The sequence below is a fragment of the Dyadobacter sp. SRI_021 genome (genome assembly GCF_057586235.1).
Genome location: NZ_JBYCZM010000017.1, coordinates 17501 through 40533, shown reverse-complemented (window position 1 = coordinate 40533; position 23033 = coordinate 17501). Strand labels below are relative to the sequence as shown.

Below are 23033 nucleotides of genomic sequence, written 5' to 3'. Positions count from 1 at the left end.
AAAAAATTGATTATCCTACAAATACCCAGGTGACCCCACCCGACCCATTGTCTTTGCTTCTGTACAACCCCTCGGTGCCATCCGTCACCACTACAAGCGCACCGTAGAAGCCCGGCGAGTAGCTGGCAAGTTCAGAGGTTGTCATTTGCTTAGGTACGAGCGACCCTTGTATTATCAAATCCCTGCGTGTTGATTCTGATCCAACTACTATCCAACTGCCCGACTCATACATTTCCACAGCGGCCACCGAATTTGTGCCTGACCATTTGGTAAATTTGCTTGTCGAGCCGCTTCCTGAAATTCCGCCCGAAATCGTCCAGGATCTGTTTGCTGATAGGTCGTAGGTCGTGCCATTAATCGTAAGCGTCCGGCTCGTTTGGACAAGACTCGACGCATGAACGCCATCCACCATATCCGCGCTCAGGTTTGAGACAGTGGTGGAACTGTTCACGATAAACGGAACAGAGCCGTTCAGAAACTCAACATTATTCCCGCTTGTGAATCGCATTAGTTGGTTGGGGCCTCTCTGAAATAGGAAGTGTCCATCTGACCCGAAATACATACCGTAGCTTGATGATCCGCTAGGATTGTAAAATGCCAGGCCAGCAGCACTTGTGTTGCTGGTGAATTCTACCCAATAGCGAGACCCGTCGTTGTTAACCCGGAAGTCCTTGTTAATCTTGATATAAGAACTATTCGAATCGTCAATCGAACTATTCGTCAGGTCTGACCCATTCCACTTTGGAATAAAACCATTAGTTCCGCTTCCACCTACACCTCCCGCCACAGTCCAAGATCGGTTAGCTGTTAGATCAAAAGTTGTACCGTTAATTGTAATCGTCCGGCTGTTCGGCACGGCTGCATTCCACTGCGTACTGTTACCGCCGGATGCGGTCAACGTTCCGGTAAATGTTACGTTGCCCGTCGCTCTGGATACCCTGAAAGGCTCCCGTAAAAATGTTCCTGCGTCGTTGTAGCTCCACAGAACAAAATCAGATCCAGAATCCGAACCCGACTCGGTGCCAGCCTTGCCAAAAGACCATCGAACAACCCCGGAAGCCCATAGTCCATAGCCGCGTACGTTTGAATTGTGAGCAACATCCGAAACAAATACGCCGCCGTTTGCAGTTATACTTATTCCCGATTCGCTTAACAAACTATCTGTTAACGTCGTTGATGTAGCCATTTTCGGGAGCCGTCCTGTCGTCGCACTACCTCCAATCCCTGCCGCAATTGTCCATGAGCGGTTAGCTGATAAGTCAAGAGTAGTACCATTGATAGTAATGGTACGGGTGGTCGGCACATAACCGGATAACGATGAAGCCAATGCAAAACTACTTGCGTGCAAACCGTCCACCATATCGGCGTTAAGGTTAGGGCTCATTGTCGTACTGGTTACAACAAATGGAGCGGTTCCAGTCGGTACGAGCATTTCCAACTGCTGAGTAACCTGAACATTTCTATTGGAAAGGAACGACATAATGTACCCGGCGCCAATTTGTACGAATGACATGCCACTAGGACTTGCTGATATTTGATACCCGTCATTCAATGCCGGATTGTAAAATATCAAGGAAGATTGTCCGGGATTAGGCTCGGCGGTTAGTGACCATCGGGATCCATCTTGTCCAAATTTCATTCCCTTGGACGTGTTCAAGTAGTTTGCATCAGAGTCGTTAATCGAGCTATCCGTCAAGTTTGCTCCATTCCATTTTGTTACAAACCCGTTCGTGCCGGATCCTCCAACACCACCCGAGACAGTCCAAGATCGGTTCGCGGAAAGGTCAAAAGCGGTGCCGTTGATTGTGATCGTGCGGGTAGATGGAACATAGCCGGCACTCGCATGATTGCCCCAGGAAAATGCAGTGTTCCAGTTTCCTGAATTGCCGCCACTGGCCGTAATTGTTCCCGAAAATGTCGCGTTACCTGTTGCGCGGGAAATCCGCAACGCCTCTCTCAAAAATGCCGCAGCGTCATTAAAACTCCACAAAGTGAAATCTGATCCTGAGTCTGAGCCGGATTCAGTACCTGCCTTACCAAACGACCAGCGCGTTTGACCACCATTTAAAATTGTGTATCCGCGAACGTTGGTGTTGGTTGGAGTATCAGAAACAAAAATCCCTCCATTAGCGGTGATGCTAATTCCTGATTCGCTCAGGATACTGTCTGCCAAGGTTGCCGATGCAGAGAATTTCGGTAACCTTCCGGTCGTTCCGCTTCCTGTTACCTTTGCGTCGAGTGCGGCCTGCAAACCCGTTACGTTTGCAATTGTATGGGTATGGGATAGTGCTGCATACCTTCCATCGCCGTAAGTGGTATCGAAAGCCAGGGAAATATTTGCAGACAACGCCCCGCCGCCGGTCAATCCAGTGCCAGCGGACACGGTGCGCGCGAGGGGAACGTAAAGACCCGAGTGATTACCCCACCCAAAGGCAGAGTTCCACTGTGTTGAATTGCCTCCGCTGACCGCGATCGTGCCCGAGAATGTCGCGTTGCCAGACGCCCGAGAAATACGAAGTGGCTCGCGTAGGAAAGTGCCGCCATCATTGTAAGCCCACAAAACAAAGTCGGAGCCAGAATCTGAACCCGATTCAGTGCCCGCTTTACCCATGCCCCAACGGGCAAGCCCCGAAGCCCACAACCCATAACCGCGTAAGTTTGGATTGTGAGCGACGTCGGAAACAAACACGCCGCCGTTCGCGGTAATGCTTATTCCCGATTCACTCAAAAGGCTGTCGGCAAAAGTCGAGCTCGTTGCAAACTTTGCATAGCGCCCAGGCGTGCCGCTACCTCCGGTTTTCGCATCGAGCGCGGCTTGCAGGCCGGTTACATCACCGATTGCGTGAGTATGCCCAAGCTGAGAATAACGCGTATCGTTCTGTGCGTCGCTCCGAGCATTACCCGAATGCCATAATGTATAATCAAGGCCTGCATCTGTCCTCAGCCTGAGATCAGAAGCGGCCTGCGCATAAAGGTAGGTGCCGAAAGAGCCGGACGCATGAAACCCAATACCAGGCCGGGCGCCAGCAGTGTACGCTCCGGGCGGGGTGTATGCCTCAAACGCACCATTCGAGTAGGCGCTATTAGCAACGCCAACCGCGAGCATGACGTAGCTTGTCGCCGCCCGAATCTTGGAGGCGGCGGTAAGAGCATTATCGAAATATGCGTCGCTAAAAAAATCCATTGCTTACTTTTTAATGATCACACGGAATGCGCCGGCGGCGGGAGCTTTGGCGAATGTCACAATCACCGCGTTAACGGTCGATGCGCGATTGTCAACGATGACGGATGAATTGTCAGAAACTTTCCGGACTTCCACCACAACATCAAGCGTATTCAGGTTGTGTGTGACAGTGTAGGCCGTGGCCGTACCGTCCCCGATAGTTGCAGCGTATGCGCCGCCGGCGATCCTGGCCGCTACGTAGGTAGCCATTTTCAACGGAGTGATTGCGCGGGTGTCGTCCGTGCCCGCATCGGTTTCCGCCTGCGTTGCAATCTCGATCAAACCGGTACGAGTTTCCGTTGCGGTCCGCGCACTCAGCGTGGACGGTGTGACAACTTTGTTTGCGTCCGTTCCTGTCTGAACCTCGGCAGCAGTTGCAAGCATGACCAGACCCAACACGGTAGCAGTAGCCTGGTCGCGGTTCGTTTCGAGGAAAATCCAGTCGGTAGCAAGGGTTGTCGATGGGTTGTCCTTATTGGCAATCAGTACATCACCCGGGTTGAATTTCTGCCCCTGTACCGTCCCTGCTGATGTTGCATACCAATAATCCCCTTTTTTGGTAGCTGCCGTGCCTGGGAAGTTTGTAGCTGTGGCCGCGTCAAACCCGCCAATTTGTTTTCCTTGGCCCCCAACCAGCGAATCGATGTAAGCTTTTATTGAAGCCGCCGTAGCAATATTGGTAGCGGTGGCCGTGGCAAGCGTGTTATCATTGATCAGGGTAATCTCCGAGGCAACACCCGCGCCGGCAGCCGTCCGACCTATTACGGTCATTGCGTTGATGTTTTGCATCTTCGCGAAGGTCACGGCGCCATTGAGAATTTTAATGGCAGTTACCGAATCAGTGGCAAGTTTGGTAGCGGAAATACCGCCATCTTTCACCCTTACCACGTCGGACACTACTTCTAAGGTTACACCATCCGTCTTTACGGAAAGTGTTGTAACTCCGCCAACGGTTACCTCGTCGAGCCCATCACCACCAACGACATTTCCAGCACCTAGCGGCTTCCACGCAGCAGCTACCGCGTCGTATTGATAGGTAATTTTGGTACTGGTATTATAGTACAATTGACCATCAACCGGGGCGCTGGGGGGGACAGCTAATGCATGCAGAACCACATTTATGATCTGGTTCTGCTGCATATCAAGGTTATTGTAAATTTCCATCTTAGTTTGTTGATTATGATATAATTAACACAGAACCAGTTTGTGGCTTGATATGAATAATTTTGAAAACATCATTGTCGATATACTGCACGTCAGACATTACCTTCTTACCGCCGATCAGAATCAGAGGATCAGGCTTCTTGTTTAGGTTATGCGTTACGATCCACTCCTCAGCGGGCGAATTGAATTGGAATTCCAATTGCTCGGATGCTTCGCCCTCGCAGTCGCATGCACAGCAATCTTTAATAGGCGGCTCTACATCCTCGATCAGCTCAATTGTTGCTGAAAGCGTCGCTACCTCGACCGTTGCCAGGTAAGCGATCATCGTAATTTTCCAGAATCCGAGCCCCGCCGTTCCGTCGAGCGGCATTTCGGCATGATCCCCTACACGAAATACGACCCGAACTTTGTCGCCGTCCGTATCCATTCCGAAAATGTAGGCCTTATCATCTGCCGTAAGCTCCGTAACCACGCTGCCCACATTGTGATAAACGATGTAGTCCGAGCCAAAAACCCAACAGACCTCCTCGATACCTCCTACTATTTTGGAAAGCATGACTTTAACAGCGTCAAACTCAGCGCCGCCGAAGCTGCGAGCTGAGACAGTCCACCATGATCCCGCAGGAGGCATGAGGTATTGACGTCCGGTTTTCGGAACGTTGGCGTCAATAAGTGTCATTTCGCTACCTACCGGCCATGTCAGGAACCGGAGGCCTGAATAGTCTTCCGGATCCAGCGCAACGCGAAAGCCAAAATCGGCCTGGGCGATGCCTACGATTTTCCCGTCGGCATCACGGCCAATAAACTTCGCCAGCACGCGGGAAGGCGCCTGATGAATGTCCCCGATTTTCAAAGATGATTTGTTGCCAAATATAAGGGTTTTCCCTGACGTATAAGCAAACTTTTGGGGATATCCCGTAAACTGTTCCAGGTCTACCTCAGCGAATGCACCGCCCCGCAGAAAGTCCAATTCCCACTCACCTGTAACGCATTCCACGCCCGGGCCAAAACCGTTAAATACCAGCGTCCAAGGAACAAGATCATACTCGGAACCCTTCAAAGGAATACTTTCCGCGATAATTGTCGCGTTGGTCGTTCCAGGCGCAAAAGTAGCCAGCGACAAAAGCGGCTGCGGCTCTGCATCTTTCGACTCGATCGTGAACTTGTCCGTCCGTTTAAAAACATCTACACCAACCTTCAAAAGTCGTACCGGAAATGTATATACGCCAGCCTCCAACTCGGTATCATCGTCGAACACATCGAAGCTTGTATCAACCAGCGGGTCAAGTCCAGTCAAGTGTTTTTCAACGCCAACGATCACACCATCTTTTTCGACGGAGAGATATATTTCGTCAAAGTCGAGATCAGCCACAACCGCGCGAAGGTTGGCCGCGCCTGGATACACAAACGACGTGCTGCCATCGGGCGCAATCTCGCCCACCTGGGTACCTGCCTTGATAAGGAACTTATGCATTTTTGCCAGATACTCCTCATCGTAAAGCGTCAGGTCCAGCGGTTGAACTGTTTCGTTCTCGCCAAGGAATGCGGTCACCTCGATCAGGTATTGCCCCACTCCCGCCGTAGTTCCGCTGATATCGGCGAAAGGCCTATAAATACCCTCCTCGGCAGGACTGGATAACGGGAAATCTTTGGTGATATTCAACTCGTCGCCCAAATCACCGCCCCCGGTTATTTTTATCAAAACTCGGTCGTGAAGGCCTTTCACCATGATAGGGGTATCCCATTGCGGCACTACCTCAAAAGCGCCCGGCAGGTCGCCTATTTTGGCATCGCCCGCCGAAGTATCCATCAGCTCGCCGGTGATCTCGGTTGCCTCAATAACTTGCAGGGTAATCTCGTCGGTATACGGACGGTGCTCTGCTACGCCATCCCATATTTCGACCGTGATTTGACGCTTCTCAATAATCGGCGGCTGGCCGGTGATCGAAAAGTCATCATTCACTACGCTACGCGCTGTAATCCATTCGGGCACGGAGAAAAAGCGGTACTGTAAAAGCTTGTGGCCATCGGGCATGTAATCCCGAAAATTAAAGCCTGTTGTTGTCAGCTTATCCAGCACGAAACTTAAAACCGGGAACGATTCGAACTCCGGCGGCCATGTCTCGACGTAATCCGCATTTTCCTCGACCAGGACCGGAACGCGGATAGGGATCGCATTTTCCGGATCCGTTGGGTCGTATGCCTCGAAGTCAATAAAGAACGAGCCTGACTTTGGCGCCAGGGCAGTTGCGGTTACGACCAGGTTCTCAACATCGACAGCACTAACCCACGTAGGCTTCGAAACGATTTTGAAGGTCAGCGTCGAAAAGTCGGTTTTATCCTCCTCTTCCAGGTCCTCCTCGTATTCAGTGAACGCCTCGGAAATGAAATCGTGAAGGTCGATCGAATCCTCGCTTTCAACGCCGGCTACATATGTCAGCGGCGTGATATCTTCAAACAATGCACCCGTTCTGCCTACCGCCTGGATAGCTTCCAATACTTCCTCGCCCGTCAATGGCGTATCCTCGGCATTGATCCGGCCGTTCGTGCTGTCTTGCTTGCTCGGATAAATTCCGTCACCCTGGCCAGGAACTGTGTTCAATTGCCTTGATCCTGGGATGTATGAATCTTGCTTTAATTCAGAATCTGGAATTTCCTCGTACCGAATCTCAACCGCCGTAACATCAGCCTCTTTTTGGGAATCATCATAAGAAAAGCGGACGATCCGGAAATATTTGTCCTGATCTTCGAAATAGAGTCTGTGCAAATAATGTACATACCCATCGCCAGGCAAAAGGAATATCTTCCCTTCAAAAACAGTCAGAGGCTTTGTAGTCATGCAAAGCCGGTCTTTCATCATGGCACGGTAAATCGAAAGCGCCTCGTTCAGGTTTGGCCTGCGCCTCCACGAAGAAGTAACTTCGTTACTGCCGGGACGTGTCCAAGCCCCAACATACCAAGGTGTAAAGTCTCCGCTTATCAGGCTAATCGTGTCGGCCTCTTCGTCTGTTACGTCCCCTCGCTCCAACGTGGTTGCATATTTGGACGACTCGTTCGACGCAACAAAACCTTCCAGCTCGCCCTTCAAATTGTAAATCTTGTACCAATCCCCCGGCTTGCCTTCATCGTCAGCCATTTTGTAAAAACGGACGTAGACTTTATCTGGATAGGGAACGCTGAGATTTGTAGTAAGAAATGTGCTGCTGAGAGCCACCGTACAACTAAAAATGCCCTGCTTGGTATTATTTCGGACGCTGATCACTTCGAAGCTGCCACCTACTGCCTCCTGCGTACCGCCCGCGTTCGCTACCCGGGCAATCACCAAATCGCCATTCTCAACGATCACCCCGTTCACTCCACCAATCTTTCTATATTCGCCCGCGGGAACTCCTGTAATTGCCCAAGTCCAGTTTGGCGCGCTCGCGGCTGGATAATTCGGATTGCTGGAAGCGTTAATCTCGCCTTTGTTGATCAGACTTCCTCGATCAACCGGCGGCACGCGAATTATGTGATAATTGGTATCCAAGCTCCAACTTGATTTGTCAGAGCCAGCCTGGGCAGGGTTTGAATTAGAATCTACCCAAAAGTTTCGAATCGAACCGTCGGGCAATGTAACAGGCACTCTTATAGCAATCAGTAAGTCAGAAGAAAACGCCTCAGTCTCGTATTCGAAGGTTATCGTTACGCTTTTGTCTGCCTTTGAAATTGTCCCTCCTGGACTTTCAATCCATTCTGATGGCTCAACGTCATACCATGATCCTTTCAGTACGGGCTTGTTGAAGAGAGCTCCAACCGCACCCGTTCCGGCAATAGCGATATTGATCGCCTGGTTCGTCAGCTTTTTAAACAGTCCTACCTTCTTGCGCTTCCGATACGGCTGCGGAGCCTTACCATTGACTTTCAGAATGGATTTGCTACTCTCTCCGCCAAGGCCGTACTGTTCCCATCCCGGATTTCCTTTCGGCATGTGCGTAAAGTCCCATCCGACGAGTCCATTCTCATTCCAAATGATCATGTTGCCATTCTCGAAAAACGGCATTTGCTGACCGAAGTCGATCTCGGTCCGATATTTATTAATTGGCGGCAAAATCCTGATCTGTCCACCATCGAGCGACTTGGAAATGTCGCCATTTACGACAAACGTCCCGGGCCATGCCATTGGGTGTGGCGAAGGGGAAAGATCAAGATAAGAGGTATCAAAAGCCGTGGACTTATCGACAATGGAAACTATCACCCACATATTATTCCACTGAGTTATCTCAGCGTCAAAGTGGTTCAGGATATTGTTCACGATGACGTCGCAATAGAGCGCTTCCCCATTGTCATCATAGTACCTGAATGTGTTTTCCTCAAACGATGTGAGCCCCAACCTGCTATCTCCCGTAAAGCTATTCTCATACATGTGGGTCGAAAGCCGAATAGGAAGGTCGTCACGGCCGATCACAGCCAGGCAGTCCTGAATGATCTGCAATCCGGTTTTCTTGAAGGTGGTGTCAGGGTTTGCGTACTTCTTTTTCGAAAGGTGTGCTAATCCGCAGCTCGCAGTAAGATTGACCACGAAGGGCGGTTTTTGGTAATTGTGCCGAGCGTCCCAAGGCTCAATCCATCCGCTCCAAACAACTCGGTTAAATATTGTATCTACTATTTCAACATAGAAGGTTTTCCTGTTCGTGGCAAATTCGGTCAGGTCGTAGCGTTCCTTTAAAATCAGGCCAATTTGAGCTTGCGAGGCAATAATGGGCTGGTCGGGAAAGAATCCGTCTGATCCACCCCTTGTATATCGAACCGCGCCACGCTCACTAATCCACTCGATAGGCTCGCCTTCGAATCCGTCTTTGAAAAATCTAACTTCCCTTGTATCTCCAAAAGAATCCCGATACTTGGTGAAATATTTTAATCCCATTATCCTCCGTAGATTGCCTTGTTCCTTTTCTCTGTTCGTTTGAACGAGACGTAAATGTCTTCGCCGCGAAGCCTCACTTCTGGTATGAAAACATTACTTCCGCCGTCACCGCCGCCGCCATGCTTTTTGATGCTTTTCTCGATATAGTGATCGACCTTCGATGCCGGCGCAATGAGCTCCGGATTGTGACGGGCATTAGGGTTATCCCCAACGATAGCAGTTGTTGGGCCATAAACAGCGGCCCCTGTTGCGAATTTGGGTATTGCTTTGCCTACCTGGTTATTTACTTTGTTTTGGGTTGCCTGACCGAGGGCAACGAGTGCAATACCCGCAGCCACCGCGGCCGCTGGCACTTTCGCGAACAATTTCAGCGCTATCCCCGCGGTACCCGATGCAATAAGCGCCTTACCCATATCTTTGAGCAGGCTTGACAGAGTGCCAAGTACACGCTTGCCGAAATCCTCGATCCCTCCCGCGCCAGTCATCAGGTTGCCGATCAGCTCACCAGACGAAACGGCCGCATCGCGAGCGGCATCTTTGAATGCGTCATTGAAAGCCTGGTTCAGTTGGACCGTGGCCGCCGCCATTCTCTGGGTCGATTCCGAATACTTTTCACCCGACATGTTTGCAGCCTTGGGGAGCTCTTTAAAGAACTTCTTCGCATCTTCCAGATTGAACGCCGATCCGAATGCATCCTTGAATTGAGCTGTCACGCTCAGGATCATTCGGAGCCGGTCCGCGTACTGAGTGAGAGATTCGTCGGCAGCTTTTGCAAAACCCTTGAAATATTCCTTTGCCGAATCCAGGTCAAACACTGAGCCGAACATTGAATTCAGATCAACCGCGGCATCCAGTTGCAGATTGCCAGCACCGAAATACTTGGCAGAAGATTTTGCAATTGCGTCCTGAGTTGCTTTTAGCCTGGAATCCATTAACGCGGCGCCGTAGGCTTTGGCCCGATTTCGGCCGTCGTCTACTGTATCGCCCAGCTGTGGCTTTTTGTCATGAATTTCTAGCGACCTGAATTTCAACTGCTCGGCGGACAACGAGGCGGTCACGCCAATCAGCTCCTTGTAGCTTTTTATTTTCTGCTTTAATGCGTCGCGCTCTTCTGCCCATTTACCAGCGAGATCGATCTGCCAGATTTTGAAGGCGGACTCTGACATCTTCTCATAATATTCGGCAGCATCGCCAGCGGCAGGGGCCAGGTCGGCCGCTTCACCGCCCAGCTTACTCATTGCCCCTTTCACCCCATCGATTGCTTTGCCAGCAGCCGAGAATGAGTCAGGCACATCAAAGCGGAATTTTTGGGTCAGCCCGTCAACGTATTTCACAGCCGAGCTCACGCCCTTGCCAATCGCTTCAAAACCCAATGCCTCGTTGAAGGTCCCAAACAAGCCGAGAGCCCCTTTTACGAGTCCTCCCAAGGTATCTACAACCAGGTTGGCGGCATTTTTGCCAATATTGACAATTGCCTTCCAAAGGTTCGACCAGTCACCTTGAATCAGGTTCAGAACGACTTTGAAAGACTCCATCAATATCCGTAGGGCTGAACTCCCAAGTCCAGTGAGTGTTGTCCACCATGTCGAGTCCGTTAGGAATTTCTTGACCGAGTCCCAATTCGTGATGATGGCTGCTGCCGCTACCCCTACGACCGCAATGGTTGCAGCTATCGGGCCGGATATCAAGCCAAAGCCAGTTGCAAGGAGTGGCAAAAGTTTGATTAGCCCACCTACGGATCCTATCAAAGCGGGCATACCCACGGCCAAAGCGCCAAGGGTAAAGATTGATTTTTGGGCTTCGGGAGTGAGGGCCTGAAAGTTCGATGTAAGGTTGTCCAAGATCGTGGTTAATCCGGATATCTTTCCGGTGATATCAAACGCGTTGTCTGCACCCTCACCCAGCGCGGCAGATGCAAATGTTGTAGCGTCGCTCAACTGCTCCATAGCGTTGGCTGCGCCCCCACCGGCAAAAGGAATCTTTTCAAGCTCGGTTACAAACTTGTCGATGAAGGCAGTGACGCCGATGCTCTGCATTTTGGCATTCAGCTTCTCCACATCAGTGGTGCCAAATGCAGTCTCCATCGCGTCGTATGTTTGAGGCATACGAGTTGCCAATTGTCGAAGATCAACCTGGTTGATGTGACGGCCACGAACAAACTGGTTCAGGTTAATGAGTGCCGGTTCCAGGTCAACCGCCGAACCGCCGGCATCAGTAATAGCATTGGCAAAGGCCTTCAACGACCGGGTAGCCAGGTCGCTATTGAGCTTCATAGCTTTCATGCCGATCAAAGCCTTCGCGCCGTCGAAAATCCCAATGTTTGGCAATTTGGCCAGCTCGCGAAGCGACTCGCCGTAACGTTCCAGACCGCGTTGAAGCTTTTGAAGTTCAGCGTAGTCCTTGAAAGCTTTACCAGCTGCAAAAAGCGCGGGGAGTCCGCCGACGATAGCCATTTTCTTGCTAATGTCTGTCAGATCCCCGCTCAATTTCGATAAGCCTCCTCGGAACACAGCTTGTTCCTTGGCTGCACGTTTGTAGCTGTCGGTAAGTTTGTTATTGATCTCAAAAACAGTGGAACGGACTGCTGCGGATGCCCGCTTCATACCGTCGAGCAATCCTTGAATTGACGAGCCTACTCGTATGTTGGTTGCCCCAACGCTAGGTTGCATATTTCTTCGGATTAAATATTCTGTCGTACTGCTCCATTGCCTCCGGTGTGAATTTCTCCTCGATGAATTTTTCCAAATCCATCGTCATGTCAGTTTCAGTCGGGTTTAGGAACTGCTCAACCGAAACTGGCTTCTCCACGACCTTGCCGGCCATCTTATACACCCAATAGGCGATGTATCTCGATCGATCATTTTCAATCTTTTGGCGCTGATTGAATCCCTCCCGCAGTAGGGTAAACTGGTACGGGGTTATTGCATCCAATTCAGAGGGAGCCAGGCCCATAAGTCCCGCGCCCCGGTACCAGTCGTCGGGATCAAATTTTACTTCGTCCCGCTTTCGTTTAGTTTTTCGATTGCGACGAGTGCGGGAGTTATCTTTTTTACGACCGATCCGCATGCGCTCAGGTAACCGGGAAGAACCATTGCGATCGCTTCCGTATCCTCGCATTCATCGTACAAGTCAAGGAATTCATCAAAGCTTTTCCACGTCCGGTCCTGTGGACGGATTGCGCAGTGTATTAAGAACGGGATCGCTTCAATGGCGACCATTTCATTCATTACATCGAAGCAGGTAGTAAGCGTTGGCCGCTCCTCCATGATCCGAATGAAAGCTTTGGTCCCGAAAAAGACGTTATAGGATTGCCCGGCCAGTCCGATATTGAACATGGTTGGCGCTTTGATAACATCGAGCTTTTCCGGCTCCACCTGAGCCTGCGCCTTTGTGGTTGATTTCTTTGACATAACGATTTAGTTTAAACGAGGCCCGTTTCCGAACCTCGCTTGATTGTTGATGAAGTGAAATTGGCTTACGGGGCCTCGGTGATGGTGATTTTTTGCATTGCCGAAATGGTCGCGCTGTATGTTTGCAGTCCGTTCGCGGTACCTGCCTCCCCGTATGCGGAAACAAATCCCTTGAAGCTTCGGACACGGTCGCCAGTCATTCCCCGGGCATACTTGAAATCTTTTACCACCTTTGTAAGGTGCCAGTCCTCCAAATCGTTACCGGAAACGTTGGTGGCTTTTTCAGCGGCGGGATATTCCTTCACAATGCCGTTCAGCGTAAAAGCCGGAATCGGATCGTTTCCAGAAATCAGAATTTCGTTGCCGCCGTAGCAGTTCGCTTCCAGCTGTTCGAGTTCACTGGACATATTGATGTCCGTAGCACATTTGATAACCACGAAATTGTCGTTATCCGCTTTGTCCACCGCCATCGTGGTTTCATTACCCCTTACGGTGGATATGTCTCTTGCTGGCATAATTTATTATGGTTTATTGATGAATTACTTTCGTTCTGCAATCGCTTCGTATTCAATTATTTTAATATGTGCTTCCGTATTTTCGTCGGAGTTGTCTCCAAGTACCTGCCCATTCATGATCACGATGCCGACATTGCTCACCGTACCGCTAAATTCATCGAGCGTCTCGCGAATTGCGTCAACGATGTTTTGAGCTTCTATATAGCTGTTCGCGTGAACTCCTATCTCTATAATGCCTGTATGCGTACCCTGCGAATCATAGCAAGCCTGCTTTTCCATTCGGTCAGAAAGCACATACACCGCGGGCAGAACCGTTCCTTTCTTGATGAAATTGGGCTGAATGCGGGCACCTACCAATTGAGAAACTTCCGGCGTGGAATGCAGCTTATCCAAAAATGCTTTCGTGATCATCAGTACTTACCCTTTGGCAGGACCCCTCTGGCCCATTTTTGAAACGAAAGCAAAACCTCTTTCCCAAAATTGTCCCGGACAGCCCCGATAGTGGACTCAAAAGCATCTTCCAGGAAGTTCTTGCCACTGTGGAACCGGCCACCACGATCAGTAAAGCCCTGAGTAATAAAGTGTGTTCTCCAACCTACCTTCCCTTTCTTCTTCGATACGCCAATTACCGCCCGGGCACTTTCGCCGGCGACACCAGGTACCATTTTCGTTCGAACATCCCTGCGGGTAACCCCGCCGCGTGCGTACTCAGGCCCCTTATATTTTCCCCACCCTTCACTCGACTTCACCTTGCCTTTCGGCGCGAGACGTCGAGCCGCCTGAAACATTGGGCGAACTGACCTTCGCAAGGCGGAGCTGGCCACAGTTTTCGGCATCATGCTTTGATAAGCGTCCAAGCCTCTGGCGAGCATTTTCAAATCTTCTGCATCTATCTTGATCATTCTACCAGTTCAGTTTTTATAAGAATGCCATCACCGCGGCCAATTTCAGATGCCGGCGCCACAACTTTGTAGGTCCGGTTATCGGTAAGGTCTTTGAGAATCCAGGTATTGTTGATTGTCTTATCTTTATCCCTGATGAGCGATGGTATAAACCGCAAGTCCCAATCCACCGACAGGATAGAAATCACCCGCTGATTCGAATTTTCATTGTCCTGAGCGGAAGCCTTTTCGAGCTTATGGGCCGGATATTTGTCATAAACAACCTCTTGACCGGTTCCCGGCTCATAATATTCATTTACGACGTTGACGGGACGAATCAGCTGCACGCGCCTATCATACCTTCCCAGGCCTCTACGTCTTTCTCTTCTATCCCGCATAAGCTATCACGTAAGGTTGAAGAAGGCGGTCGGCCATTGTCTTTTTTTCACGTACATAGTCGCCGGGGTCGTCGTACCATTCCGCGATGAGTGCCCGAACAGCCTGTAATAGCCTGGGCGGTATCTTTCCATCATCGTAACCGGCAGTGAAAGTTGTTCGAAATAAGCTACCTGTTGCCTTGAATGATGATTTCCACCTGATTCGAGAGGTGGTTTCACTCGTAGGAATGAGCTTGTATTCCGTTGCGGCGATCGACGTGAAATTTTCGTCAATTTCTTGTTCGATACTGGCAATACTGGCTACATTGAACGTATCAGCAAATTTGCATGGGAGATAATCAGTGTACCATTCGTAGGTAGATACGCCCAGCGACAAATTACACTCTTTCTCCACATAGCTTACAGCCGCGTTGATCAGATCCTGAATTTTTGCATCATCCTCGGTGAAATCCGGAATATCAAGACGAAGCCAATTCTTCGCCTGTTCAACAGTGACAGGCGAAGAGGTGTACTTCGCTTTTAATACCGGATAGGTGTTCATTTCAGAGCCTTAGCGTACTTTTTCTCGATCAATTCGTTGGCCTTTTCCTCGGTCAAAATTGGCGTCTCGCCAACTTCGTGAGCTATCAAAGGATGAAACTTAATGATCTCGACCTGTTTGGTTTTGCCTTTGTATTCTGACGTAGCTTCGACCGCTTTTGCCTCCGACGTCTCTTTTGATTGTTCTGCCATTACTTTTATAGATGTGGGCCGCCGAAAACGGCCCGGTTATACAATATCACAAGCCTCGATTAGGCCGTCAGGGCATCTTTGATACCCGCGAACGACTTATTACGGACCGCCTTCATTGCCCAGAACGCATTCGCTGTAACCTCAATCTGCGCTTTCTTTTTCTGGGTGTATGGGTCGATGATGTACTCGGTTCCACCCCACATACCCACACGGAAATCACGGAAGTTTCCGAAGATGATCGCAGATGCATTGTTGGCGGTGCCTTTGGTCAAGTTCGAAGGAACGATGTTGGAAACTATTGCAGGATAACCGTTCAATACGTTGTCAGGGCTCCAAACCGGTGCGCCATTTGTTCCGGTGAAAATCTGAGTCGTTTTCAGTTTTGACCGTACTTTTGTGTTTGTCAAGTACTTCGGCACGCCTTTGTTGTGGTTGAAGCTGTCAACAAGGCCTTCGAGCGCAACGATGTCGTTGTAAGTTGGAACAGCGCCATTGGCACCAAGCGCCAATAAGTTACCGTTGGCCGAATTGATGATGGTCAATAGCGTCGCAATGGCTTCCGCATTCATTTTCTGTGCGAGAGCCTCGGAAATGGCAGTCAAAACGGTGTTCTGCATCTCAATCGAAGTTTGACGCAAAGTTTGAAGCGAAATCGGCACGGTCGTCCCGCGGCGAGTGGGCTTCATTTCCATCGAACTGAACAGAATTTCCGTATCGTTCATTTGCTCGATTTCCGTCAATTCCTGGATGGCTGGTGCTGTTTCCTGAACAGGGAATACGATATCACCTTTCAGTCCAGTCATAAACCACGCACCTACTTTGTCCAGGAAAGTATCAGCCTGGATCAAGCCCAAAAGCCCTTGCAGGTCTTTTTCAACCAGCAAACCACCCTGGTCTCCTGGGTTGGTTGTTTGTCCGGTTACTGTCTGACCGCGTTTTTCGAACACAGAATCAAGAACGACGATACTGTTTCCGGTAAGCTCCAAACCTGCATCGATTGCACGTTCTTCTCCCATTTTAGCAACTTCGGCCTCAACACCATCCAGTGCGCGTTGTTCCAATTTCGCTAAAAGGGCACGGTTCAGGTTAAAACCTGCCAAAGCTCTCTGATCAGCTTTCGATGTATCGCGGTTGCCTTCTTCTCCGCCACCAGGAAAACCTTGTGCGCGGCCAGCTTGAAAAGATTCAATCGCTCTCGCTTGATCAATTTGCACATCCAACGCCCGAATTTCTCCTGTCAGGTCCTCGAACGTTTTAAATTCCTCTGGGGTGAGGTTCCGGTTTTCGGCATCCCCGACCTTGGAAGCTGTCTCAGCCGCCTCGGCCTTAGCCGCGCGCTCATCCAGCAACTCTTTAAGCGTTTTTTTTGCCATTTTGTAGTTTATTGATGAATTGAAAATTATCGTAAAAGCATCAGCTGCATCTTAGCAAACTGACTTCTGAAAGCTATTTCTTGTTGTTTATGCTCCTTGATGAAGTCATCAAACGAGCGCTTGGCAATCTCCGTGGAAGTATTCATGTAAGCTGGCATGGAGACGGGCCCGAACTCGAACACTTCCTCGATCTTTTTGACATACCGAACATAGATACCATCCTCCTCAACCCATTCGTCGCCCTTTCTCGCCGCATTGAACATGAAGGAGCTACCGGTGACGTCTCGGCGTACAATTGGTGCAATTACTACATCCTGCGTGTGCTGGTTGTCAGGAGGAAGGATATCGTATTCCATCGCACCAGGAGTAATGTTGTAGCTCGTAGTCTGATTACGAACTGATCCCAGAATAATGCTCGTATTGTGGTTAAAGCAGGAAATTGCGTCGTCGATACGTGCGCCTTCCAAAGCTCTCGAATCAATCACCTCATAGAACCAGCCGATTTTGCGGGAACGCTGATTGAAAACAATTGCTTTCCCTGGGATATGCCAAACCCCTTCATCATTCTTGATCGCTCTTACCTCGCTCAGCTCCTGCGGAAGAACCCTTGTTTCCATTCTTTTTTGAAGTTTTTACCTCATCGATAATATCGAGTGGGGTCATTGAACCATTCATGTATGCCCTTGCGCCTGTTCCCTTCGGCAATGGGCCCTTATCGTCATATGCGCGGCCTTCATCTGGCATGTAAACCCCTCCTGTTACCATTCGGTAGATATGCTCCGACTGCGTTTTAAAATCACCTCGCAACAAACCTTTAAAATTGTGACTGGTGTAATATCCCTCCTCCAATTCATCCGTTCGGAAGCACTTATAGTTAACCTCTTCCTCGATTTGTCTCGCGATTGGAATAAGGACCGAGTTGGTCAGAATGATATACATCTGCTCTACTCCGCTTCCCCATGAGCTTTGCACATCCGGATCGCCTGTCATCGATGGGCTCAGATTGAACATTTTGTGAATGTCCTTTGATGACATGTTAAAAATCTCCAACAACCGAGAATCATTTGGAGACATACCCATTGGCTCGTAGGTCACATCAGGCGGCAAAACTGCCAATCCGTCCTCCAAAAGTGCGTCGTTCACCCTTTCTTTGATAACCTTGGCCGCCTTTTCGTCCTTTACGTTCGCGACGGCAGGGTGGCGCAAAAAGCCGCCCATAAACGTACGATTTGCAAAAAACTGTTGCGCGTGCTCCTTGGTTGTCAGGTCGATTTCGATGGTTTTGGACTGCCATGTGATAATTGAAGTCCCTTTCGCGCCATCGAAGTCCAAATCCTTCAAGAAAATGACATCATCCTGAGAAAGGCGCTTATTCAAATGCGGAATCTCAAAAAAGTAGCTATCGGAAGCTATATCATGCAAAATATACACTTGGCTGCACGGATACGGGATGATTCCGACGGTCCTTCGGTTAATGTCCCGCTTGATTTCCGAAACTGACCACCCATGAACCAGGCAGTTTAAGAGCATCGATCTTCGAGCCACGAGCGGCCCCATATTTTTATTAAATCGAGTCTCTAAAACAAAGTTTAACGGATGCTTGTACTGTTTTTCAGCACCTCGCTTTCCGGTCGAACGGTATACATTATACGGCAGGCTCGCAATTTGATTACTGATGAACTTTACACACCCATAAAAGGCGGCTATACCCATCGCATTGCTCGCTGTAACATGGACACGCAATGAGTTAAGTCCAAGTTTTTGCAAAAACACATCAGCAGAATCAGCAGTTGAAGCCAGAACCGACCGTTTTTCAGCGATGGGGACGATTTCAATGGCTGGCTTAGGCACGAACGCGCCTCTTCCGATGAGATTTGTAATCCAGTTTGCCAACGAAGTAATGATTTGACCGGAAAATTACAAAACCCTACGCACGCGTGCGCTAGAAAAGTGATTCCCAATAACCGGTATTTTTTATTTCGAGGTATAAAATGCGTATTTGAACGATAAAAAGGAGGAATAATAGCTCTTGATGCCGGTTTTCTCGCAGCGTGCCGCTACTTTCAGGTATGCCGCTTGCATACTCATCCCTTTGCTTTTGTACTCCTCATAAAGCCGGAAAAAGCCTTCTTTCGTGATTTGGAGCTCGCTTTGTTGTATTTCTTGATCAGAAAACGCCATAATTGTCGCTATTCGCGTAAGTATCAGTTGTTAAATGCCAAATCGAATATTCCCCCATAGCCATGATACTGGCTACAATCCCATCTATTTTGCCGTTGCTCTTATCTTTTACTGGCTTGATATTCCCAGCTGCATCGGTCGCAAGTGCAACATTCCCCAGCATCCATGCCGTGATGGGATTCCCGTCATGAAATAGCTTTTCATTGAGTACGGTTTCTTCGAAAAGGGTCGTTGCAGGCCCCATTGATATAAATCCTTGGCGGAATGCTTGAACCTTGTTGTGGTAATCGTAATTGATTGAACCGTCTTCTTTTTGAACGGCGGCATATGTGGTTCCGAGCTCCGCCTCTAATTTCTGTTTCAGCATCTGTGCAGAAAAGGGGTCGTATCCGAGAAAGCGGAGGTCGAAAGTGCTTGCAGCCTCGACGATATCGTTGAAAATGTACTCGTAATTGGTAGTCATACCAGGCGTAGCGATGAGGTAGCCGGCATTCACCCAATCCAAATAGTTGATATTTGCCGGCCGGGAAGCATATTCGGCAGCATGCTCGGAACAGTAGTGTTTTACCGTCAGAAAATTGTGGTCCGGAAAGTATAAAGCGAATGACGCGATATCCCTCGCATAGCCCAAATCAAGGCCAGCATAACAAACCGCGCCCTCGGGCGGAGTAAAATCCGGTCTGGCTAGTTTCTTCCAGGTCTCCGAGGGAATCCAGGTAACAGCCGAATCCACCCACATATTGAGGTGTTTCGTTTTAAACTCCACTTCCTCGCGGCCGTTCTTCTTCGCCTTTTTAAATTCGTCCTCCAAAAACTTCGGTCGCACCGACACGCCATAATTCGGGTTTGCTTTGGACCACATTTCGGGATCTTCCCATGAATCCCCTTCGTCCAGGTTAAAGATCATGGCAAACAGGTTGTCCCGCTCGTAGTGACCTTCAAGAACAACGATACATTCAGTCCGGTAACTGAAACAGGGGACTTGTCGGCTCGCGCCGGCGGTTGTGATTATAAAGAATATTGGCTGCTCCCGCGCTGCCATCCCGGACCGTAGCGACGTCTTCACGTCATCAGTTTTGTGTACGTGGTATTCGTCGAAAATTACGCAGCTGGAATGCTTTCCCTCAGTGTTATTGGCATCGTGCGATACAGCCAGCATCGAACCTTCATTGTAATCGCAGTAGATGCTGTTCGCGAAAATATCCAGTTCATTGCGGATGTATTCCGATTGCCGAGCCATTGATTTAGCAGCCTTGAAACATATTCCGGCCTGATCCCGGGTGTAAGCAGCTGCGTAAACCTCCGGAGTATTCTCCTCATCAAGCACCAGCATGTACAATCCGATCCCCGCGGCAAGCTCGGTTTTTCCGTTTTTCTTGGGCACTTCAATATAAATCTCAGTGAATCTCCGGTTGCCAGTGATTACATCCTTCCATCCGAACACATTAGCCACGATGAAGGCTTGCCAAGGCTCCAATGAAAAGGGTTTCCCCTTCCATTTGCCCTTGGTAAAACACAGGCATTCAAAAAAATCAAGTGCTACCTGGGCGGCATTTTCATCAAACACAAGGCCCCGATCCGCCCCGCGTTCCAGATCGGTTTGAAAACGCTTGACGGACAATTTCGCTATCAATCCGAGTGGGATTTCACCAGACTCCACCCCGCGAACGTAATCAAATACCTTCGATATCGGATTAATCCTGTCCTCCATTGAGTCTATTTCTTAGCGCTCCAATTGGGTTTTTCTTTTCCTGGATTGCCGACTTCACACGTGCCCTGCTCACTGGCGTCATGCCGAATTCAGTCAGCAATTTCAGCAACTTGTTTTCACTATCTGAAAGAATGTCATACAGCGGATTCCGCTTCTTCACACTGGCGCCTGAGTCAGATTTGTGATTGATCACAAACTTGGTTGGTCCCGGTAGTGTCTTGGACAGTTTTTGAACCCTGACAAAAATCTTGCATAGCATTCCGAATGCGACCTCATCGGTTTCTTTCAGAATATCATTTCGTTGAAGGTATTCATGCCATTGGGCCCAAACTTCCTTCTCCTCGTCGGTCAGCCAGTCAACCGGTGACGGCGACAAAGCTTTATTGGGATCTATTCGATCCTTATGCCGGTCCTTTCGGTACGTTCCTTGCGCCCGGAGCGTGTCCGTGGCTTTCGGTTTTCTTCCTGCCATTGGTAACTTTTAATCAGCATGTACAATTTTCAACGGGCCGGCGGCAACCAAAGCAATGCAACTCCTCTCGCCAAGATCGGCTGCATCCCATGTAAGCCGACCACTTACCTCCGCAGCTCGGGCAGCGGCCGCAATTCCTGTCTTTCCTTTTTGCCAGCTCCCTTTCAAGGTCGGCGGTCTATTCGCGAGTCAAATCCATCATTCTGTCGGGGAATTTTGCTCCAATTTTGACACGATATTTGTTTGGGGGCAAGGGCGGTTGTCAAAAAAGCCTTCTCAGACTTTTGACCCCTCCCCCATCGCATTCCTACTACAAGCCCCCAAAATCGGCCTCAGAACGCTGGAAACGGCCTTTTTAAAGAAGCGCCCCGTTTTGCCCCTTCTTGCCCCTCTTTCGCCCCTTTTCGAGGGACCATCATGCGGCACAGTCCCAATAGCACCAGCACATAGGACAAGGCGAAGCATAAAGCCTCGCCTGTTTCAGTGCTCATTGGTTCAATGGGTGCCATAGTCTTCATGTGAAGGCTCTATCACACCACCCTTAGCAAATGAGAACGGGGCTTCATTCCGCTTAGCCTGCCGCTCTATCACCGTTTTCAAATCTGTACCATTTATAACTTCGGCTCTCTTTAAGACGATCTCGGGATCCTCAAAGAGCTTGAAAGGAACGGTGCCGAACAGGTTCATTACATTGGCCTCCGTAATGAGCTTGATCAAATCCGGGATGGTAGCATTTGCGATTATCTCATCGCCATTGTCAAGATGTAGGACGGTGTACACCTTCCCACGGTGCGGGTGCTCCTTCAAGTGAGATATGTTCCTGATGGGAACACATGCGTTTATGCAAGATTGCTCATAGTACCTATGGTCACCTGATAATTGATACGCTGATAAAAACAGCAATCCGTTTTCGATTTTCATGATTATGATAGCTTGTTGATGAATTAATAATTTATCTGCTCCCTTTTCAATACCCGGCAGGAACACACGTTGATCGTTCTCCCCCAAAAGATGGATTTATACATGACTGGAACAGCTTCTTTGTAGGTAGCAATCGTCGGATTGAATCTTGCTACATAAACAAGGGTGTCCTTCTTTCCATTGCAGTATTCTATCTCCGTTGTGTAGCGCCGTGGCTCACATGATGAGACCACGATAACAAATATCACAACCGCGACGATGCCGCCTGCCAATAGGTTCATTACTGCGTTAAATGCTTTCATAGTTTATTGATGAGTAATTATTGAACTTTTCTAAGCGTGGGTGCGATTCACATGGGATACTTTGAGTCGTATGATTATTCAAAGATTAGGGCAAAGCTGAAAGCTTCGCCCTCTTGATCATTGTTAGTCCTTCCAGGTCAGCGCCTTCACTGCCCACATTTGAGCCGTCTGCAACTCAGTGATTGCGACAGACGCAAGTCGGCGCACTTCTGCGCTACTGGTATTGGAACGAAGATCATTCATGCGATCAATCTCATTCGCAAACCCTTGCTTACACTGTGATACTGCATCGTCACCTGACGGATTGAAAGATAAGCCTACGGCTTTTTGTCCAAACGATTGATTGGAATCCATACTTGAATTGTTTATTGATGAAAAAATGAACTGCTATTTTGATTTATTCCTCCTTCTGGCCTCCTCAGCGCTTTTGATGGTGTGACACCGCTTGCAGAGGCTTTGCAGGTTCTTAGGATCGAAGGGAGCGCCGCCGACCTCCAACGGTGTTATATGATCGACCTGAACCGCCTCTACCAAACGCCCTTTTTTGTCGCAGGTCTGACAGTATGGAAAGTCGAGCAGCTGCTGCGGCCGCACCCTGTCGCGCCACTCTCTGCAATCGCGTATTTTTCTTACCTCTTCGGCGGTACGGGGGGTAAGTCCAGTTAATTCGTTCATAAGCTGCTAAAACGAGGCATTTGCCGACTGCACGACCAAACGCCCTTGCTGATTCTTTGGCCGCCTCCAATGTATTGACAGCCAGTTCCAACTGTAAAAGTTGATAGGCTATTATGAGGTCTTGCGCCGCCTTTCTCAATAAATCCTGATCAATAACCATCTTTGTATCATG

Annotated in this window: 22 protein-coding genes; all 22 read right to left on the bottom strand. The window is 49.4% G+C overall.

Annotated elements, in window-relative coordinates:
- Nucleotides 1-10: 10 nt before the first annotated feature.
- Nucleotides 11-3184 carry a hypothetical protein gene (locus AC2YIT_RS30270; protein WP_487281668.1) on the bottom strand — a complete coding sequence of 1058 codons (3174 nt, stop codon included), beginning with the start codon at nucleotides 3182-3184 and terminating at the stop codon, nucleotides 11-13.
- A gap of 3 nt (nucleotides 3185-3187) precedes the next feature.
- Entirely contained in the window at nucleotides 3188-4387 is a 1200-nt protein-coding gene (locus tag AC2YIT_RS30265; RefSeq protein ID WP_487281667.1) for a hypothetical protein, read from the bottom strand.
- A 13-nt stretch (nucleotides 4388-4400) separates the two neighbouring features.
- Nucleotides 4401-8945 (bottom strand): hypothetical protein, encoded by a 4545-nt coding sequence (locus AC2YIT_RS30260; protein WP_487281666.1) that lies wholly within the window; start codon nucleotides 8943-8945, stop codon nucleotides 4401-4403.
- Nucleotides 8946-9289: 344 nt separating this feature from the next.
- On the bottom strand, nucleotides 9290-11959 hold the full coding sequence (locus tag AC2YIT_RS30255; protein ID WP_487281665.1) for a phage tail tape measure protein: 2670 nt from the start codon (nucleotides 11957-11959) through the stop codon (nucleotides 9290-9292).
- Complete coding sequence (locus AC2YIT_RS30250; RefSeq protein WP_487281664.1) at nucleotides 11949-12221, bottom strand: hypothetical protein; 273 nt, start codon at nucleotides 12219-12221, stop codon at nucleotides 11949-11951. Before AC2YIT_RS30250 ends, AC2YIT_RS30255 begins: the two co-directional genes overlap by 11 nt.
- Nucleotides 12222-12280: 59 nt before the next feature.
- Entirely contained in the window at nucleotides 12281-12700 is a 420-nt protein-coding gene (locus AC2YIT_RS30245) for a hypothetical protein (protein ID WP_487281663.1), read from the bottom strand.
- A 65-nt stretch (nucleotides 12701-12765) separates the two neighbouring features.
- On the bottom strand, nucleotides 12766-13215 hold the full coding sequence (locus AC2YIT_RS30240; protein ID WP_487281662.1) for a hypothetical protein: 450 nt from the start codon (nucleotides 13213-13215) through the stop codon (nucleotides 12766-12768).
- Nucleotides 13216-13239: 24 nt separating this feature from the next.
- Nucleotides 13240-13626: a hypothetical protein gene (locus AC2YIT_RS30235; RefSeq protein ID WP_487281661.1), complete on the bottom strand. Its 387-nt coding sequence runs from the start codon at nucleotides 13624-13626 to the stop codon at nucleotides 13240-13242.
- On the bottom strand, nucleotides 13626-14117 hold the full coding sequence (locus AC2YIT_RS30230; RefSeq protein ID WP_487281660.1) for a hypothetical protein: 492 nt from the start codon (nucleotides 14115-14117) through the stop codon (nucleotides 13626-13628). Before AC2YIT_RS30230 ends, AC2YIT_RS30235 begins: the two co-directional genes overlap by 1 nt.
- Nucleotides 14114-14494: a hypothetical protein gene (locus AC2YIT_RS30225; protein WP_487281659.1), complete on the bottom strand. Its 381-nt coding sequence runs from the start codon at nucleotides 14492-14494 to the stop codon at nucleotides 14114-14116. Before AC2YIT_RS30225 ends, AC2YIT_RS30230 begins: the two co-directional genes overlap by 4 nt.
- Nucleotides 14484-15035, bottom strand: a complete 552-nt coding sequence (locus AC2YIT_RS30220; RefSeq protein WP_487281658.1) for a head-tail connector protein — start codon at nucleotides 15033-15035, stop codon at nucleotides 14484-14486. Before AC2YIT_RS30220 ends, AC2YIT_RS30225 begins: the two co-directional genes overlap by 11 nt.
- The gene (locus AC2YIT_RS30215; protein WP_487281657.1) at nucleotides 15032-15226 is read right to left on the bottom strand and encodes a hypothetical protein; all 195 of its coding nucleotides are present in this window, start codon (nucleotides 15224-15226) and stop codon (nucleotides 15032-15034) included. The genes AC2YIT_RS30220 and AC2YIT_RS30215 overlap by 4 nt, the downstream gene beginning before the upstream one ends.
- 59 nt (nucleotides 15227-15285) lie before the next feature.
- Nucleotides 15286-16599, bottom strand: coding sequence for a phage major capsid protein (locus AC2YIT_RS30210; RefSeq protein ID WP_487281656.1), 1314 nt, complete (start codon nucleotides 16597-16599; stop codon nucleotides 15286-15288).
- A 26-nt stretch (nucleotides 16600-16625) separates the two neighbouring features.
- A complete protein-coding gene (locus AC2YIT_RS30205) occupies nucleotides 16626-17216 on the bottom strand; it encodes an HK97 family phage prohead protease (protein WP_487281655.1) in 591 nt (196 codons plus the stop codon).
- Nucleotides 17161-18492, bottom strand: coding sequence for a phage portal protein (locus tag AC2YIT_RS30200; protein ID WP_487281654.1), 1332 nt, complete (start codon nucleotides 18490-18492; stop codon nucleotides 17161-17163). The genes AC2YIT_RS30205 and AC2YIT_RS30200 overlap by 56 nt, the downstream gene beginning before the upstream one ends.
- Nucleotides 18493-18573: 81 nt before the next feature.
- A complete protein-coding gene (locus AC2YIT_RS30195) occupies nucleotides 18574-18780 on the bottom strand; it encodes a hypothetical protein (protein WP_487281653.1) in 207 nt (68 codons plus the stop codon).
- On the bottom strand, nucleotides 18767-20491 hold the full coding sequence (locus AC2YIT_RS30190; RefSeq protein WP_487281652.1) for a terminase large subunit: 1725 nt from the start codon (nucleotides 20489-20491) through the stop codon (nucleotides 18767-18769). Before AC2YIT_RS30190 ends, AC2YIT_RS30195 begins: the two co-directional genes overlap by 14 nt.
- Nucleotides 20475-20963 carry a phage terminase small subunit P27 family gene (locus tag AC2YIT_RS30185; RefSeq protein ID WP_487281651.1) on the bottom strand — a complete coding sequence of 163 codons (489 nt, stop codon included), beginning with the start codon at nucleotides 20961-20963 and terminating at the stop codon, nucleotides 20475-20477. The genes AC2YIT_RS30190 and AC2YIT_RS30185 overlap by 17 nt, the downstream gene beginning before the upstream one ends.
- Before the next feature lie 495 nt (nucleotides 20964-21458).
- Nucleotides 21459-21884: a hypothetical protein gene (locus tag AC2YIT_RS30180; RefSeq protein WP_487281650.1), complete on the bottom strand. Its 426-nt coding sequence runs from the start codon at nucleotides 21882-21884 to the stop codon at nucleotides 21459-21461.
- Nucleotides 21885-21907: 23 nt separating this feature from the next.
- Nucleotides 21908-22186, bottom strand: coding sequence for a hypothetical protein (locus AC2YIT_RS30175; RefSeq protein WP_487281649.1), 279 nt, complete (start codon nucleotides 22184-22186; stop codon nucleotides 21908-21910).
- A gap of 123 nt (nucleotides 22187-22309) precedes the next feature.
- Nucleotides 22310-22540, bottom strand: a complete 231-nt coding sequence (locus AC2YIT_RS30170) for an Acb2/Tad1 domain-containing protein (protein WP_487281648.1) — start codon at nucleotides 22538-22540, stop codon at nucleotides 22310-22312.
- A gap of 33 nt (nucleotides 22541-22573) precedes the next feature.
- Nucleotides 22574-22861 (bottom strand): HNH endonuclease signature motif containing protein, encoded by a 288-nt coding sequence (locus tag AC2YIT_RS30165; protein ID WP_487281647.1) that lies wholly within the window; start codon nucleotides 22859-22861, stop codon nucleotides 22574-22576.
- Nucleotides 22862-23033 lie beyond the last annotated feature (172 nt).